The organism is Xanthomonas vasicola (assembly GCF_000772705.2).
Taxonomy (GTDB): Bacteria; Pseudomonadota; Gammaproteobacteria; order Xanthomonadales; family Xanthomonadaceae; genus Xanthomonas; species Xanthomonas vasicola.
In genome coordinates, this window is the sequence record NZ_JSBW02000051.1 from 29,488 (window position 1) to 45,384 (window position 15,897).

17 protein-coding genes and 2 tRNA genes are annotated in these 15,897 nt (G+C 64.0%); 12 read left to right on the top strand and 7 right to left on the bottom strand.

Annotation, left to right across the window (positions count from 1 at the left end):
• The first annotated feature begins 5 nt into the window (after positions 1–5).
• Both trpC and NX05_RS14320 read left to right on the top strand, forming a co-directional pair.
• Complete coding sequence (trpC, locus tag NX05_RS14315) at positions 6–881, top strand: indole-3-glycerol phosphate synthase TrpC (protein ID WP_172645746.1); 876 nt, start codon at positions 6–8, stop codon at positions 879–881.
• The gene (locus NX05_RS14320; RefSeq protein WP_039434073.1) at positions 874–1,590 is read left to right on the top strand and encodes a haloacid dehalogenase-like hydrolase; all 717 of its coding nucleotides are present in this window, start codon (positions 874–876) and stop codon (positions 1,588–1,590) included. The genes trpC and NX05_RS14320 overlap by 8 nt, the downstream gene beginning before the upstream one ends.
• Before the next feature lie 318 nt (positions 1,591–1,908).
• Here NX05_RS14320 and crp read toward each other — a convergent pair whose 3' ends face one another.
• Entirely contained in the window at positions 1,909–2,601 is a 693-nt protein-coding gene (gene crp / locus NX05_RS14325; RefSeq protein WP_010368067.1) for a cAMP-activated global transcriptional regulator CRP, read from the bottom strand.
• Between the two features lie 137 nt (positions 2,602–2,738).
• Here crp and speD point away from each other — a divergent pair, with 137 nt between their 5' ends.
• On the top strand, positions 2,739–3,533 hold the full coding sequence (gene speD / locus NX05_RS14330; RefSeq protein ID WP_010368069.1) for an adenosylmethionine decarboxylase: 795 nt from the start codon (positions 2,739–2,741) through the stop codon (positions 3,531–3,533).
• Between the two features lie 160 nt (positions 3,534–3,693).
• Complete coding sequence (locus tag NX05_RS14335; RefSeq protein ID WP_010379439.1) at positions 3,694–4,008, top strand: DMT family transporter; 315 nt, start codon at positions 3,694–3,696, stop codon at positions 4,006–4,008.
• A gap of 355 nt (positions 4,009–4,363) precedes the next feature.
• On the opposite strand, the gene coq7 is transcribed toward NX05_RS14335, so the two are convergent.
• The gene (gene coq7, locus NX05_RS14340) at positions 4,364–5,017 is read right to left on the bottom strand and encodes a 2-polyprenyl-3-methyl-6-methoxy-1,4-benzoquinone monooxygenase (RefSeq protein WP_039434077.1); all 654 of its coding nucleotides are present in this window, start codon (positions 5,015–5,017) and stop codon (positions 4,364–4,366) included.
• A 182-nt stretch (positions 5,018–5,199) separates the two neighbouring features.
• Between coq7 and rplM the strand changes: the two genes are divergently transcribed.
• Complete coding sequence (gene rplM, locus NX05_RS14345; protein ID WP_003483082.1) at positions 5,200–5,628, top strand: 50S ribosomal protein L13; 429 nt, start codon at positions 5,200–5,202, stop codon at positions 5,626–5,628.
• Positions 5,629–5,631: 3 nt separating this feature from the next.
• Complete coding sequence (gene rpsI / locus NX05_RS14350; protein ID WP_005990700.1) at positions 5,632–6,024, top strand: 30S ribosomal protein S9; 393 nt, start codon at positions 5,632–5,634, stop codon at positions 6,022–6,024.
• A 222-nt stretch (positions 6,025–6,246) separates the two neighbouring features.
• Here rpsI and NX05_RS14355 read toward each other — a convergent pair.
• Together NX05_RS14355 and NX05_RS14360 are read right to left on the bottom strand one after the other, a co-directional pair.
• A tRNA-Gln gene (locus NX05_RS14355) sits at positions 6,247–6,320 on the bottom strand.
• A gap of 53 nt (positions 6,321–6,373) precedes the next feature.
• A tRNA-Met gene (locus NX05_RS14360) sits at positions 6,374–6,450 on the bottom strand.
• Positions 6,451–6,568: 118 nt separating this feature from the next.
• Here NX05_RS14360 and NX05_RS14365 point away from each other — a divergent pair.
• From NX05_RS14365 to bfr, 3 genes are all read left to right on the top strand, one after another.
• On the top strand, positions 6,569–7,171 hold the full coding sequence (locus NX05_RS14365; protein ID WP_039434080.1) for an RNA pyrophosphohydrolase: 603 nt from the start codon (positions 6,569–6,571) through the stop codon (positions 7,169–7,171).
• Between the two features lie 95 nt (positions 7,172–7,266).
• The gene (locus NX05_RS14370) at positions 7,267–7,476 is read left to right on the top strand and encodes a (2Fe-2S)-binding protein (RefSeq protein WP_010368085.1); all 210 of its coding nucleotides are present in this window, start codon (positions 7,267–7,269) and stop codon (positions 7,474–7,476) included.
• A 384-nt stretch (positions 7,477–7,860) separates the two neighbouring features.
• Positions 7,861–8,331 carry a bacterioferritin gene (gene bfr / locus NX05_RS14375; protein WP_003483093.1) on the top strand — a complete coding sequence of 157 codons (471 nt, stop codon included), beginning with the start codon at positions 7,861–7,863 and terminating at the stop codon, positions 8,329–8,331.
• A gap of 601 nt (positions 8,332–8,932) precedes the next feature.
• Here the strand turns inward: bfr and NX05_RS14380 are convergent.
• Genes NX05_RS14380 through NX05_RS14390 form a run of 3 tightly spaced genes read right to left on the bottom strand, consistent with a single transcriptional unit; the run spans position 8,933 to position 13,878 of the window.
• Positions 8,933–11,242: an ATP-binding protein gene (locus NX05_RS14380; RefSeq protein ID WP_039434082.1), complete on the bottom strand. Its 2,310-nt coding sequence runs from the start codon at positions 11,240–11,242 to the stop codon at positions 8,933–8,935.
• Positions 11,243–13,213 (bottom strand): EAL domain-containing protein, encoded by a 1,971-nt coding sequence (locus NX05_RS14385; RefSeq protein WP_010368088.1) that lies wholly within the window; start codon positions 13,211–13,213, stop codon positions 11,243–11,245.
• A 38-nt stretch (positions 13,214–13,251) separates the two neighbouring features.
• Entirely contained in the window at positions 13,252–13,878 is a 627-nt protein-coding gene (locus tag NX05_RS14390) for a DUF4126 domain-containing protein (RefSeq protein ID WP_039434084.1), read from the bottom strand.
• 140 nt (positions 13,879–14,018) lie between these two features.
• Here NX05_RS14390 and NX05_RS14395 point away from each other — a divergent pair, with 140 nt between their 5' ends.
• From NX05_RS14395 to erpA, 3 genes are all read left to right on the top strand, one after another.
• Positions 14,019–14,756, top strand: coding sequence for a DUF6776 family protein (locus NX05_RS14395; RefSeq protein WP_039434085.1), 738 nt, complete (start codon positions 14,019–14,021; stop codon positions 14,754–14,756).
• Positions 14,757–14,759: 3 nt separating this feature from the next.
• Positions 14,760–15,209 (top strand): bactofilin family protein, encoded by a 450-nt coding sequence (locus NX05_RS14400; RefSeq protein WP_010379445.1) that lies wholly within the window; start codon positions 14,760–14,762, stop codon positions 15,207–15,209.
• 72 nt (positions 15,210–15,281) lie between these two features.
• Entirely contained in the window at positions 15,282–15,668 is a 387-nt protein-coding gene (erpA, locus tag NX05_RS14405; protein ID WP_010368095.1) for an iron-sulfur cluster insertion protein ErpA, read from the top strand.
• Positions 15,669–15,897 lie beyond the last annotated feature (229 nt).

Here is a 15,897-nt window from a genome sequence, read left to right on the forward strand (position 1 = left end):
CTGGCATGCTGCGCGCTGGCATGCAGCTGCGCTCCAGTGCGGTCGTCTTGACCGATAATGCCCGCCCGCCAGGACCCGATACGATGAGCGACATCCTCAACACCATTCTTGCCCGCAAGGCCGACGAAGTCGCCGAGCGCAGTGCGCGCGTGCCGCTGGCCGAGTTGATCGCACGCAGCGCCGACCTGCCGCTCACGCGCGGTTTCGCCGCTGCCATGCAGGCCAGCATCGCCGCCGGCGACCCGGCCGTGATTGCCGAAGTGAAGAAGGCCAGCCCGTCCAAGGGCGTGATCCGGCCCGACTTTCATCCGGCCGATATCGCGGTCAGCTATGAATTTGGCGGCGCGACGTGCCTGTCGGTGCTCACCGATGTGGATTTCTTCCAGGGATCCGATGCCTACCTGCGCCAGGCGCGTGATGCCTGCACGCTGCCGGCGCTGCGCAAGGATTTCACCGTTGACCCGTATCAGGTCTACGAAGCGCGCGTGCTCGGTGCCGACTGCATTTTGTTGATCGTCTCCGCATTGGAAGACGCCCAGCTGGCCGACCTGTCGGGCCTGGCCATGCAGCTGGGCCTGGACGTGCTGGTGGAAGTGCATGACATCGACGAACTCGAGCGTGCGGTGCAGGTGCCGGTGCCATTGATCGGCATTAACAACCGCAACCTGCGCACGTTCGAGGTCACGCTGCAGACCACGCTGGACATGCGCGCCGCCGTGCCGCGTGATCGCGTGCTGGTTACAGAAAGCGGCATCGTCACCCAGGCCGATGTGCAACTGATGCGCAGCAACGATGTGAACGCGTTTCTGGTTGGCGAGACCTTCATGCGCGCGGCCGAACCCGGCGAGTCACTGCGCCAGCTATTCTTCGCGCATGACTGAGTCGTATCCCGCACCGCGCGAAGACGCACCGCTGGTGGTGTTCGACTTCGACCACACCTTGTACGACGGCGATTCCGGCAGCCATCTGTTCGCCTGGCTGATCAAGCGCAATCCGTTGCGCTTGCTGGTCGCACTGTTGGCCTCGCCAATTCTCGGCCCGATGGTAGCGATGCTGCCAACCCGGCGGCGCGGCGTGTCCGGCTATGTGTGGATCGCCACCTTCGGCCTGCATCGCGCGCGCGAGTTCAACCGTTTCATCGACGCATACGTGCTCAAACATGAAGTGCAGATCCGCCAGCGCCTGCTGCCTCGTGCGCTCAAGGTCTTCACCGAACACCGCGCTGCCGGGGACCGTGTGGTCGTCGCCACCGGTGCACCGCCAGAACTGGCGCGCGCCATTCTCGGCTTTGTCGCGCACCAGGACGTGCCGGTAATCGGCAGCCTGGTCGGCCCGCGTCTGGGCGCGGTCACCGCACGGCGGCACTGCCATAACGAAGAAAAGATGCGCATGTTGCGCGAGCGCGGCTACTCCGACATCGCCATCGCCTATTCGGACAGCACCGCAGATCTGCCGCTGTTGAAGGCCGCACGCGCGCCGGTGGTGGTCAATCCAAAGGCCAATCGCGAAGCGGTGTTCCGTCAGGTCCTGCCGGCGGGGACGCCCATCCTCAACTGGGGTTGCCGCGACCGCGGCGGCAAGGCGCTGTAGGCAAGCGCACGCGTCCAGGCAACAAGTCTTTCAAGCGGATGGACGGGTGTGCAGTTCAGCCCGCTGTGCGTCATTGATGAAGCGCACCGACTTGGGTAAGGCCTATGCGATTTAATAACGACGAATCATCAGAACCGTGACTTAGTCGCGATGCGAACCGTGCGGTTCGACTGCCCGAACACTCGCTTATAAGAGGTATCGCGCAAACGCGTTGGTGTAAGCCTCTGCAAGTGCCAATGTCGGCAGCATCGCAATCGCGTACCTCGTTGCCGAACTCGGCACGCAGCCAATGCAACGCACTGGCTGCGTGGTGCCGTCTCAGCGAGTGCCGTACAGCACGACGGTCTTACCGCGTGCATGCAGCAGGCCGTCGGCTTGCAGCTTCTTGAGCACGCGGCCGGCCATTTCGCGCGAGCACCCGACCAGGCGCGCCAGTTCCTGGCGCGAAACGCGCAGCTGGGTGCCTTGCGGATGACTCATCGCTTCCGGCTCTTTGGACAGGTCGTGCAGCGTGCGCACGATGCGGTCGGTCACGTCCAGGAAGGCCAGGCGGCTGGCTTTCCTTGTGGTATCGAGCAGCCGTTTTGAAAGCTGAACACCGATCGCGTAAAGGATCTTAGGCGCATCCGGCGACAGGCTGGTCTGGAACAGCTGCTGCAGCCGCTCGTAGCTGATCTCGGCAAGCTCGCACTGGGTGCGAGTGCGCAGGATCACCTCGCGCGTATCGGATTCGATGAACAAGCCCATCTCGCCGACGAATTCCCCGCTACCGAAGTAGCCCAGCACCAACTCACGGTCGTCATCTTCCTCGGCGATGATGCTCACCGAGCCGCTGATCACGTAGTAGAGGGTGCCGGCCGGGTCTCCTGGCCGGAACACATCGGTCCGGGTCGGATAGCGCCTGCGGTGACTGTGCGCTAGGAAACGCTCGATGGTGCCCGCGTCCAGCGCCAGGGAAGGGGTAGCGTTACGTACCGTCGTAGTGACAACCGTCGTGTTTCCTGGGCTCATGGGAGTTCCGCGTGTGATTCCTGAAGCTTAATGGCATGAGTCATGCAAGGTAAACCATTCTTAACATCGGCATTTCGTTGCTGGGATCTTTGGCTCATAATTAACTCCTTTCCCGCTTTCCATAAGGACAGACCGACGTGGTCAAGCCGTTGCCTCGCCTGAGGCTACAGGGGTTCAACAACCTCACCAAGGCGTTGAGCTTCAACATCTACGACGTCTGTTATGCGCGTACCGAAGAGGAGCGTCAGCGCTACATCGAGTATATCGATGAGCAGTACGACGCCGATCGTCTGACGCAGATCCTGACCGATGTGGCCGAGATCATTGGCGCCAACATCCTCAATATCGCACGTCAGGACTACGATCCGCAGGGTGCATCGGTGACGATTCTGATCTCCGAAGAACCGGTGATCGACAAAAAGCAGGCCGGCAAGGAGTTGATCTCCGACGCCGTGGTTGCTCACATGGACAAAAGTCATATTACTGTCCATACATATCCGGAAACGCACCCGCAGGAAGGTATCGCCACGTTCCGCGCCGATATCGACGTCGCCACCTGCGGCGTGATCTCGCCGCTGAAGGCGCTGAACTATCTGATCGAGACGCTGGAATCGGACATCGTGATCATGGACTACCGTGTCCGTGGCTTTACCCGCGATGTGAAGGGCAAGAAGCACTACATCGACCACAAGATCAACTCGATCCAGCACTTCCTCGCCAAGAACGTGAAGTCGCGCTACGAGATGATCGATGTCAACGTCTATCAGGAAAATATCTTCCACACGAAGATGCACCTGAAGGACTTCGACCTGGATCAGTACCTGTTCGAAGAGCGCGCCAAGAACCTCTCGTTCAAGGAACGCATGAAGATCGAAACGCTGCTCAAGCGCGAGATCGAAGAACTGTTTCACGGGCGCAACCTGAGCGAATAAGCGCAGGAGCAACCCGTTTCGCGCTTGCGTAGGCGCGCAAATGCCACAAGGCGGGACGGCCCGCCACGCGATCACCTCGCGTTCCACAGCCGACGGCGGCCCAGTGTGCAAACACTGGGTCGCTTTTTTTTTTGTGCGATTTTTTGTGAGGAGTACTGCGATGCCCTGGATCTATCTGTTGCTGGCCGGCCTGTTCGAGATCGGCTTTGCCATGGGACTGAAATACAGCGACGGCTTCACCCGCCTGTGGCCGACCGTGCTGACGATCGGCCTGGCCGGCATCAGTCTGTGGTTTATGACCCAGGCGCTGAAAACCATTCCGGTCGGCACCGGCTACGCGATCTGGACCGGCATTGGCGCGCTGGGCGTGACCATCGCCGGCATCGCGTTGTTCGGCGACAGCGCGTCGTGGTCGCGGCTGGCGTGCATCGGTTTGATCGTGGCTGGCGTGATCGGGTTGAAGCTCGTGTCATAGTCGGCATCGCTGCAAGGGCTTTCCCCCCAAAGGTTGCTGCGCAAACCTGACTACCGACACAGTGGCTTACTAACCCACGCTTCGGCCGTGGCCGCACCCGCACGTGGGCGCAGCCCCCAAAGTCTGCTGTGCAAACCTTGGGCCCAACTTGTTAGCTCCCTATCCCCACGCCTTCGGCGTGCCCCCTTAACAAAAGGGGGCTCTACTCCGGTGGTGCGTCGCTAGGTGTGACGTTGGTGGCGCTGTTGACGGAGTGGCCGTCACAGCGGGCGGGTGGCTGTGCATGTTGCACACGACCGTAGGCTGGATTTTGGCCGCTAGGGGCTAGCCGCCAATTCCCGATTCCCGATCCCGACTAGAGCCGGTACGCGACGGTCTTCATCAGCTTGGAGGCCAAAGCCATCGCGCTGGGGATCGGGGCGGGCAGCTGGCGGGCGCCGGCTTGTTCGGCTTGGTCTGCGTGGCGGGCCTCGTCGATCTTCATCACGCGCAGGATGGCGCGGCTGCGTTGGTCGATGTCGGGCAGGGTTTCCAGGTGCTCATCCAGGTGGGCTTCAACCTGTCGCTCGGTTTCGACCACGAACCCCAGGCTCCAGTCGTCGCCACGCAGCCCGGCGAGCGCGCCGAGCGCGTAGCTGCCGGCGTACCAGAGTGGATTGAACAAGCTGGGGCGGCTGTCCAGTTCGTGCAGGCGGTCGGCACACCAGGCGAGGTGGTCAGTCTCTTCCTGCGCGGCTTCCAACAGGTGGCGCTGGGTGTGCGCGTCGCGGGCCACCGCGGCCTGGCCGAAATACAGGCCCTGCGCGCAGACTTCGCCGACATGGTTGATGCGCATCAGGCCGGCGGCGTGGCCACGCTGCTCCGGGTCCAGCGCGACGTCGGGTGTGTCCGCAGCGGGGTTGGGGCGTTCGGCCGGCGGATTGCCGAAGACTGTGTCCAGCGCGCGCTGGGCTTCGACCAGCAGCCGGTCGAGCGGGCTATGCAGTCGGGAAGGGGAGGTCTGGGTCATGCGTCGATTCTGGCCCCGCTCCGCCGCGCTGCCAACCGCCATAGCCCGGCCGTCGCTGCAACTTGCGTCTCCGCCGGGCGTCCCGTACAATCCGGCGTCTTCTGTTTCGCCTTCACAACGCGTGGCAAAGTTCCAGTGGTCATCGGCCGCTGCAATCCGCCCGACCACTCAAGAGTTTTCTCATGACTACGTTCACAGCCAAGTCCGAGACCGTCCAGCGCGACTGGTATCTCGTTGACGCCGCCGGCAAGACGCTCGGCCGTCTGTCCACCGAACTGGCCCGCCGCCTGCGCGGCAAGCACAAGCCGGTTTATACCCCTCACGTCGATACTGGCGATTACCTTGTGGTGATCAACGCCGAGAAGATCGTGGTTACGGGCAATAAGCTGAAAGACAAGAAGTATCACCGCTTCACCGGCTACATCGGTAATTTGAAAACCGAGAGCCTGGAGCAGGCGCTGCAGCGCCACCCGGAGCGCGTGATCGAAATCGCCGTCAAGGGCATGCTGCCGAAGGGCCCCCTGGGCCGCACCATGTACCGCAAGCTCAAGGTCTATTCGGGTGCCGAGCATCCGCATGCCGCCCAGCAGCCGCAAGTTCTGGATATCTAAATCATGGCTATCACGCAAAACTACGGCACTGGCCGCCGCAAGTCCTCCACCGCTCGCGTGTTCCTGCGCAAGGGTACCGGCAAAATCACCGTTAACGACCGTCCGCTGGACGAGTTCTTTGGTCGTGAGACTGCGCGCATGATCGTGCGCCAGCCGCTGGAACTGACCAAGAACACCGAAAGCTTCGACATCCTGGTCACCGCCTCCGGCGGCGGCACCACCGGTCAGGCCGGTGCGATCCGTCTGGGCATCGCCCGTGCGCTGGTCGAATACGACGAAACCCTGAAGTCCGAGTTGCGTAAGGCTGGCTTCATGACCCGCGACGCCCGTGAAGTCGAGCGTAAGAAGGTCGGTCTGCACAAGGCCCGTCGCGCTACCCAGTTCTCCAAGCGCTGATCCATCGCGTTTGGTGCGTCCCGGTTCGCCGGGGCGCTTGCTTCAAAAGCCCGGCCATGCCGGGCTTTTGTCGTTTTGGGGTTTGACGTCTGTGGTTTGCGCGCGCGGCAAAGGTTGCCCTGGAGGAGAAAGGCGAGATGCGCCTGGCTGCATGTACGCAATGCGTCGCTGCGAAACTTGGGCAACAAAAAAGGCCCGATCTTCGATCGGACCTCTTGTGTTTGGCTGCCCCGGATGGATTCGAACCACCGATGCCTGAGTCAGAGTCAGGTGCCTTACCGCTTGGCGACGGGGCAATAAAAACGTGTTGATTCAAGATTATCGCATGCCGGTGAGGGCGTGAATACCTTGGTGGCTATGGGTGGACTCGAACCACCGACCCCAGCATTATGAGTGCTGTGCTCTAACCGGCTGAGCTACATAGCCTAGGGAGCCGGCAATTCTCACGATGCGCTTCAGTGTTGTCAAGTATTTCGTTTTCAGCTTGTGAGCCGGGCGTCGCCGTGGCAGAGTCGGTGACAGTAGATTTTCAGGAGTCCGCATCGTGATCGATCCGGACGGTTTCCGGCCAAACGTTGGAATCGTGCTGATGCGGCAGGACGGTCAGGTGTTCTGGGCACGACGTGTGCGCAGGGACGGCTGGCAGTTCCCGCAAGGTGGCATGAACACCGACGAGACCCCCGTTGAAGCCATGTACCGCGAGTTGCGCGAAGAAACCGGGTTGTTGCCCGAGCATGTGGAATTGCTCGGTGCCACGCCGGGGTGGCTACGCTATCGCCTGCCAAGCCGCGCGGTGCGCCGCGGTGAGCGGCAGGTGTGTATCGGGCAAAAGCAGGTCTGGTTCTTGCTGCGTTTCACCGGCAACGAATCCCATCTCAAACTCGACCATACCGATACCCCGGAGTTCGATCATTGGCGCTGGGTGGATTTTTGGTATCCGGTCGAGCACGTGGTGATGTTCAAGCGCGGCGTGTATGCCCGCGCGTTACGTCATCTGGCGCCGCTGGCGCAGAATCTGGCGGGCCCGGCGGCAGTCGGCGCGATGCCCGAACGTGCGCTGGAGGCGTGGTTGCCGGGCAGCAGCGCGGCCGGGCACGACAGCCCACGCAAACGCCCACGCAAGCGTAGCGGGGCTCGGCCGATATGAATTAATAATGATTAACGTATGGAATTGACACCTATTCTCGTTTGCGGTGCAATCAGTGCCGGTCCTTTCCGGATCGCCAACACCTAACCGATACCGTGTACGTCTGCATCTGTAATGGGGTCACCGACCACCAGATCCGCGAAGCGGCCGAGAATGGCTGCGCCAGCCTTGCCGAACTGACCATGCGCACCGGCTGCGGGTCCAATTGCGGCTCGTGTCTCGAGATGGCGGGCGATTTGTTGAATCAGGTACACGCCACCCGCGCGTTGCCGTTGCCCCTGTTGGGACTGGCCAGCGCTGCATGATGTAAGCCGTCCGGGTCTGCAGGGCCCGAACATGGCTTTCATGTGTTTCCTCAGCGATACCTAACGCGGTGCGCAGCTGCGTTGCCCCGAGTGCAAGTGGTGTCCCTCCGCCATTGGAGCAGCCATGCAGCTGCGAGGCTTTTCGCGGACGGACTGCAACACCGCGCGGGCTGGCGCCGCAGCTGGCGTTAGCCGGCAAGATTACAGCCGGTTCGTCGGCTGATTTGTCGGCGGATATCTGGCAGCTTTGAATAATCTGGCGTCTCCGTCTCCGTCTCCGTCTCCGTCTCGCGAAGCGTCCCGCAACTGATCACGATTCGCGTTCCTTCATGCCTTGCGCCAACGCGTTAGAGTGCGGCCGGCTCACTGTCTCGGAGACATCGCATGAAGGGCGATACCAAAGTCATCGAGTACCTCAACAAGGTGCTCTACAACGAACTCACTGCGATCAACCAGTACTTCTTGCACGCCAAGATGCTGAAGAACTGGGGCCTGAAAGAACTGGCCGAGCATGAGTACAAAGAATCCATCGACGAAATGAAGCATGCGGACAAGCTGTCCGACCGCATCCTGTTTCTCGAGGGGCTGCCCAATTTTCAGGCGCTGGGCAAGCTGCGCATCGGCGAGAACCCGACCGAGATGTTCCGCTGCGATCTGACCCTGGAGCGCGAGGCCGTTGTCGTGCTGCGCGAGGCAGTGGCTTATGCGGAGACCGTCAAGGACTACGTGAGCCGCCAGTTGTTGGTGGACATCCTGGAGTCGGAAGAAGAGCACATCGACTGGCTGGAAACCCAGCTGGATCTGGTGGCGCGCATCGGCGAGCCGAATTATCTGCTGACCAAGCTGGACGACTAAACGCGCGTCTGGCCGGGTGATTGTTTGGCCCTGACCTGCTGGCGCGGGTTGTCTACTGGTTGGTGTTTTCAGCGATTGTTTGCTGATGATGTGTCTTGCAGCTTTGGCTGCCTGGTGAGAGTGCGTGGCTTCGCCCGTACCTCACCCCAAGCCCTCTCCCGCAGGAGAGGGGCTCTAGCCTCGTTCCCGAGGCTCAAGAGGCTTAAGCGTCCTCCTGCATGAGCGGGCATTGAGCGTCAGAGCGATTAAGCATCGCGTTGACGACTTGCAGATGCTCGGTACATAGCTTTCAGGCGGTCTGCACATAGCTGTCGGCGCCTGCCTGATGATCCGTGCTCGATGCTCATCAATCATGTTGGTGACGGCCTGCAAGCGCGCTACGGCCTCCCCGTGCGACCACGCGCCGTAAAGATGCGGCGATGATCCTGGGCGCGCTCACCGAGCGATCAAGGCAGCCATGACCGAGTAGCGTTCGTGGTCAGGACGGCTCTGCCCGAGTGCGTTCGCGGTCGGAGCGGGGTCGGAGTGGCTATTGCCAAGGCACGTTCGATGCGGATGGTGGCGCCGCGCCGTTGTCGCCGCTTCGATAGCGCTTCTTCGATTACGGATTTGTCGTGTTGGCGGCGGCTTGCAGGTGGGCGACTTGGCCTAGCAGCGCCAGGCGCGCGCGCGCGTATTCGGCGATGACCAGGGCGACCATGGCCGAGGGGCGTTCGATGGTGCCAGTGCGGGCGGCCAGTTCGATACGCCGTGCCGCGTTGGACACGGCCTGGGCGCCGACGTTGGCGCTGGAGGACTTGAGGGTATGGGCGAGGTCGCGCAGCTGCGTACTATCGCGATTGGCTGCGGCCGCTTCCAGTTGTTCGATGATGAGCGGGGCGTCTTCCAGGAACAGCTGCAGGATGGTGATGGTGTCAGCGCCGGCCACTTCGTACAGCTCGTCGATGACGCTGTTGTCCAGGATCGGCAATGCGCGCGCCTGCGCAGCGGCGCTGGCGCTTTCGTGGGCATGTGTGGCCTGGCCGGTGGTGCTTGGGCCGGGCAGCAGCGCCTGACGCGGCAGCCAGCGTTGCAGGCAGGCGTCGAGCTGTTCGCGTGCGACCGGCTTGGACAGATAGTCGTCCATGCCGGCGGCCAGGCAGCGTTCGCGGTCGCCGGCCATGGCGTTGGCGGTCATCGCCACGATCGGAACCGGGCGCCCGCCGCTTTCGGTTTCCAAGGCGCGCCAGTGGCGGGTGGCGGCGTAGCCGTCCAGCACCGGCATCTGGCAATCCATGAAGACCATGTCGTAGCGGGTGGATTCCATGCGGCTCAGCGCGGCTTCGCCGTCGGTGGCGGTGTCGGCCTCGAAGCCAAGCACGGCCAGCAGCTTCTGCGCGACCAGCAGGTTCACCGGGTTGTCTTCGACCAGCAGGATGCGCATTTCGCGCGCGTTGGCCACTGGCGGCGGCAACGGCTCGGGAATCATCGCCGTGGCCAGCGTGGCGGTGTGGCCGGGCTTGGGATCGGCCGGCCACACCAGAGCGCGCAGGGTTTCGTCCGGGCTCTGACGCGGCACAAGGGTGGCGTGATCCTGCAATTCGGCCGGCACCGGCTCTTCGCCGTACAGCCAGATCAGCCGCGCGCTGTTGGCGTCTCCCGGGCGGGCGAGTGCGCGGTGCACGGCACGTGCGCTGTAGCGCAGCGTGTCATGGTCGGCGATGACGCAGCGGAAGCCCTCAGTGTCACTGTGGCGGCGCACGCGTTCGAGCGCTTCCTGGGTGGTTTCCATCAGCACATGCGATACGCCCCAACTATCGAGCAGGCGCTTGAGACGTTGCGACAGGCGTGCATCGGAGCTGATCACCATCACCCGCGCGGCGTCGGCGCCGGTGGCCTGCTGCAGGTCGCCGATAACCTTGAGTAGCGGAATTTCAAACCAGAAGGTGGAGCCGCGCCCGGGTTCAGATTCCACCCCGATGCGGCCGCCCATCAGATCAATGATGCGTTTGCAGATCGCCAGGCCCAACCCGGTGCCGCCGTACAGCCGCGTGGTGGAAGCATCGGCCTGTGCGAAGGAGCGAAACAGGCGCGCCTGCTGGTCCGGGGCGATGCCGATCCCGGTGTCGCGCACCTGGAAGCGCAGCAGATGTTGGGCGTGGGTTTCGCCCAGGCGACGCAGCTGGATGTCGACGCTGCCGCGTTCGGTGAACTTGATGGCGTTGCCGATCAGGTTACCCAGCACCTGGCGCAGGCGGATCGGGTCGCCGCGCACCAGCAGGCGCACCGACGGTTCGATATCCAGGCTTAGCCGCAGCTGGCGGCCTTCGGCAGTGCGCTGGAGCAGCTGCACGACGCCGTCGAGCAATTCGCGCAGGTTGAAGGTGGTGATTTCCAGTTCGAGCTTGTTGGCCTCGAGCTTGGAGTAATCGAGGATGTCGTCGACGATGCGCAGCAGCTGCAGCGAGCTGCCGGTGGCGGTCTGCAGCATGTCGCGCTGATCCAGGCTGAGCTGGCCGCTGGAGATCAGCTCCAGCATCGGAATGATGCCGTTGAGTGGGGTGCGGATTTCGTGGCTCATGGTCGCCAGGAATTCGCCCTTGGCCAGCGTGGCGGCCTCCGCAGCCTGTTTGGCACGCAACAGTTCCTGTTCGAGTTCGCCGTGGCGCTGCAGCTCCTGCTGCAAGCGTTCGCGGGCCAGCTCAGACTCTTCCAGGCGCTGCGCCAAGGCGTGCTGCGCACGTGCGGCCCGGTAGGCGCCGGCTGCAGCGCAAATGCCGCACACCACTGCCAGTACTGCCGACACCGCGGTGGCCGCGCGCCAGGGGCCTTGCAGCGAAGACCGCTGCAGGGCTGCACTTAGCGCTGCAGCGAGCGCCGCCAGTGTTGCCGCGATGCTCCAGGCGCGGAGGCCCCCTGCCTGCACTGTCACTCAGAGCACCGCGCTCGTGAAATCGAAGTCCAGTTCCTTGCCGACCGTCTGCACCAGGTTGCCCTGGATGAAATCCACACCGCTCATCCACATCGCAGCCGCTGCCTGCGGGTCTTCGATGCGTTGGCCGATGATGAGCAGGCCGCGCTGGTGGGCGATGTCGATCACGCCGCGCAATTCGTCGCGCACCGCCGCGTTGCCATGGGCATCGGCGAAGCGGTGGGCCATGCGCACGAAGCTCAGTGGCAACTGGGCCAGCAGCGCGTTGGCTTCGTCGCCGGGTTCGAACTGGCTCAGGCAGAACTGAACGCCGGCCGGCATCAACTTGGCGCAGAACTGCTGCACGGTGACGGCATGGATCAGCGCATCGTCCAGGCGCAGATCCACGATCAGGGACTGCCCGGCCACGCCGCGTTCCACCAGCGCCTTGAGCAGCCAATCGGCGAAGGCGTCACGGGCCAGCGTGCGCGGTGACTGCGATACGAACAGGCGCAGCGGCGGGCTGGCGTGCTGGTACAGATGCAGCAACCCCAGCGCGTGGTCCATGACCTGCTGGTCCAGATCGGCGATGCGCCCGGCCGCTTCGGCGGCAGGAATGACCTGGCCCGCCGACAGCAGGGTGCCGTCGGCCTGGCGCAGACGCAGCAGCACCTGGTATTGCGCGGTGTCGCCGCCGGCCACGGCCACGATCGGTTGATAGGCCAGTTCTAGTTGGCCTTCGACCAGCCGCAGTTGCTCCTGCTGTTCGGCCTGGCTGGGTGCCAGATAGGTCTGCACGCCCTCGCTGCGCAGGCGTGCCTGCAGCGCGGTGCGTTCGACCGCTTCCAGCGCGCTGCCGGTGTCGTCGAAACCCAAGCCCAGCGCTGCCACGCCGATGGCGCAGCGCACGTGCACGGATTCTTCTTCGCGTACCGGGAAAGCGTTGGCGGACAGCCGCTGGCGGATCTCCAGCGCCTGCTGTTCCAGGCTGGCTTCGGGCATGTCCACGGTCAGCAGCAGGAAGCTGTTGTCGTTCAAGCGCGCCAGCGGGTAGGGCTGAGCGGCGCTAGCCAGGCGGTGCCCGGCCTGGGTCATCAGGCGCTCGTAGGCGGCGTAGCCATAGCGTTCGCGCAGGCCGAGCGCACTGGCGATCTCGATGAAGAACAGGCCGCCGGACTGCTTGCGCTCCAGCGCATCGGCGAGCAGGTCCATCACGTGGCCGCGCGTGGGCAGACCGGTTTCCGGATTGCTGCGCACACTGACCTGTTCGCCGGCTAGCTGCAGCGCCTGTTGGCGTGCGCGGCGGATGCGATTGGACACCGCAGCGATCAGATGGCGCGGGCGAATTGGTTTGGTGAGGAAGTCGTCGGCGCCGCTGTCGAGCACTTCGAACTGGCGCTCCGGGTCCGGGTCGCCGGTGAGGAACACGATTGGCAGCAACTGCTGACCGGGCTGCTGGCGGATCAGCGTGGTCAGGCGGATGCCGTCCAGTTCGGGCATGTGCAGGTCCATCAGGATCAGATCCGGGTGATAGTCCTGGATCGCCTGCGGCACGCTGGCGGCGGTCATTTCGACCTGCGCGTGCATGCCGGCACCGTGCAGCACGCTCTGCGCGAACAAGGCCTGGGAGCGATCGTCTTCGACGATGAGCACACGATATGGCGCATCGGCCGCAATGTTGTCGTCGCCTTCGCGCGCCGCGGCTGCGGAGGTCGGCGGTGCAGCGAACGCCGATGCCGATGCGGCACGCGCGCTGCCAACGGCGGCTGCCGGGCGCAGCGCGGCCACGGGGGCAGCCGAACTTGGCGCAGCTGCAGCGGCTGGCGCAGGAATGATCGCTGCGCTCACCGGCGCGGCGTCGTCAGACGTCGCGGCAGCCTCATCGGCCCAGCGACGCCAGTGGTCGGCCGGCGGGGTCTCGGCGCGCAGTGCACGATTACGCGTGGCGGTATCGTCACGTGTGGTGGAAACAACCGGATCTCGGGCGGCCATCGATATTCCCTACAGTAACTGTGATTATGCGATGAACTTCACCGTAGCGGGGAGCTGCGTGCAGCCGGCGTGGCGGTAGAGCGCATCGGCGCGACCAGCCGGCGCATGCCCCGCCATAGCAAGCGCCAGACCCACCACACCACCAGCGCCGCCAGCAGGCTGGCACCCACCGCAACACTCAGTGCCAGCCACGGGTGCGCCAACGCCAGTGCCAATGCCGTGGTAGCGACGGTGTCTTCGGCCAGCGAGGCGACCCAGTTGCTGGCCGGCTCGGGTGAGGTGTTGAGCAATACGCGGGTTCCGGCCTTGAGCGTGTGGCTGGTGAGCGCCACGCCGGCGCCGGCCGCCAGGGCGCCGGCACCCAGATCGCCGTCGGGCGAGAGGGTGGCCGCGGCCAGGAAGGCGCCGGCCGGCACGCGCGCCAGCGTCTGCAGCAGGTCCCAGCCCGAATCCACGCCCGGGATCTTGTCGGCGAAGAATTCGGCCACTGCCAGCGCGCCGGAGGTGCCCAGCACCCACCACGACTGCGCCGGATGCAGCGCCGGCGGCAAGTCGATCCAGCCCAGCAGGCCGGCCAGGCCGACGCCGAACACGGTGAGATAGACCCGGATGCCGGCCAGCCAGGCCAGCAGAATGCCGATCACGAACAGATGCGCTTCGCTCATGGCGTGGTTCCCTGCAAACAATTGCAGAACTATCGCAGAACTTTGGGATAACCGCCGGGCCAGCGCCAGCGCGACGATTGTCGGGGCTCTGGCACACTACGCCGCCGATGATTGCGCCGGCCCGTCCGGACCCGATGCCCATGAGACCAGCCGCACGCGTGCAGATCGTCCAACGTGACTCCGGCGGTGGCCGTCCCGGTGGCCGCTGGCTGTGGCTGGTGGTCGCCGTCGTCTGGCTGGCCTCGCTGGGCGGGGTGTGGTGGATAGCCACGCGCACCGCCGCCCCGCGCTTGGTGGAGGCCGAGGCTGCGCTGCGGCAGGCGCAACGCAGTCAGGCTCAGCAGCGTCGGCAGATCGAGCAGTTGCAGCAGCGTCAGGTCAATCTGGCGATGTCGGACAAGATCAGCCGCGCGGCCAATACCGAAGTGCAGGCCTCGCTGGCCGAGCGCGACGAGCAGATCGCCGCATTGCGTGCCGACGTGGCCTTCTACGAGCGCTTGGTGGGTTCTACAGCGCAGCGTAAGGGGCTCAACGCGCACTCGGTGCAGTTCACTGCCGAAGCCGGCGGCACCTGGAATTACAGCGTGGTGCTCACCCAGAACCTCAACCGTGGCGCGATCAGCCAGGGCCAGCTGCGCTTTGCGGTAGAAGGCGTGCGCGCCGGCAAGCTGGTGACCGTGAGCTGGAACGAGCTGCACCAGAAGCCCGATGCCGCCGGGCAGCCGTATTCCTTTCGCTATTTCCAGCAACTGGACGGTAGCGTGATCCTGCCGAAGGATTTCACCCCGCAACGTGTCAAAATCTCCCTGAGCGGTGATGGGGCGCCGGTCAATCAGACATTCGATTGGAAAGTCGCCGGCAATGGCGCGGGGGAGTAGCTCATGTTCGGAAACAAGTCCAACCGTGGTGCACAGACCGTGGTCGATACCTTGATCGGACCGCAGGTCGTCATCCGCGGCGACCTGATGTTCAGCGGCGGCCTGTATGTGGAAGGCCGCGTCCTGGGCAAGGTGATTGCCGAAGAAGGTGCCAGCGCCACCTTGACGGTGGCCGAGCAGGGCAGCATCGAGGGCGAAGTGCGCGCGCCGGTGGTCATCATCAACGGCCAGCTGATCGGTGATGTGCATGCCGCTGAGCGGGTCGAACTGGCCGCCAATGCGCGCGTGCAGGGCAATGTGCATTACCAAGTGGTGGAAATGAGCGCCGGTGCGCAGCTCACCGGGCGGCTGATCCACGCCGCCAGCGCAGGCGCAACCGCGGCGCTGCCGGCGCCGGAAGCCAGCCGTGCCGAGCCGGTCAAGGCACTGCAGGCCGAAACCGCCGACGTCTGAGTGCGGCGTGCGCGGTGAACGCCAGCGCAGCCGCGACTTGAAGTGGGGCCGTCTGGCCCCCATGCTGGCGCCATGAGTACGCTCGTTTCGCTTCCCACCGCCGCCCCGGTACCGGACTACCAATCCATCGACCGGCCACTGAACTTTTCCGTGGCCGCCGCCGCCAAGGTGCGCGAGCTGATCCAGGAAGAAGGCAATGCCGATCTGGCATTGCGCGTGTATATCCAGGGCGGCGGGTGTTCCGGCTTCCAGTATGGCTTCGAGTTCGACGAGAACCGTGCCGAGGATGACCTTGCCGTGGCCACCGATGGCGTGACGTTGCTGGTGGATCCGCTGAGCCTGCAATACCTGATGGGCGCCGAGGTGGATTACACCGAAAGCCTGACCGGCGCGCAGTTTGTGATTCGCAATCCCAATGCGAAGACCACGTGCGGGTGCGGGAGCAGCTTCAGCGTTTGAGTGCATGTTGATGCGTGCTGATTGCCGGCGTGTAGGCGTGCTGCGGTATGGCGCCTGTCGCGATGAGAGCTGGGTTCTTGCGCGTGAGATCGAGCGCGGTAGACGCGCGCGCGCTGCGCTCCGGTAAGTATTGAACGCGAGCCAATGAGGCTGGTCGGCCCGCCGTGGTGTGACGTGTTTGCGTGATGTCACTCGCCGCGCTGCGCTTGCTGATGGTGATGTATGGCTT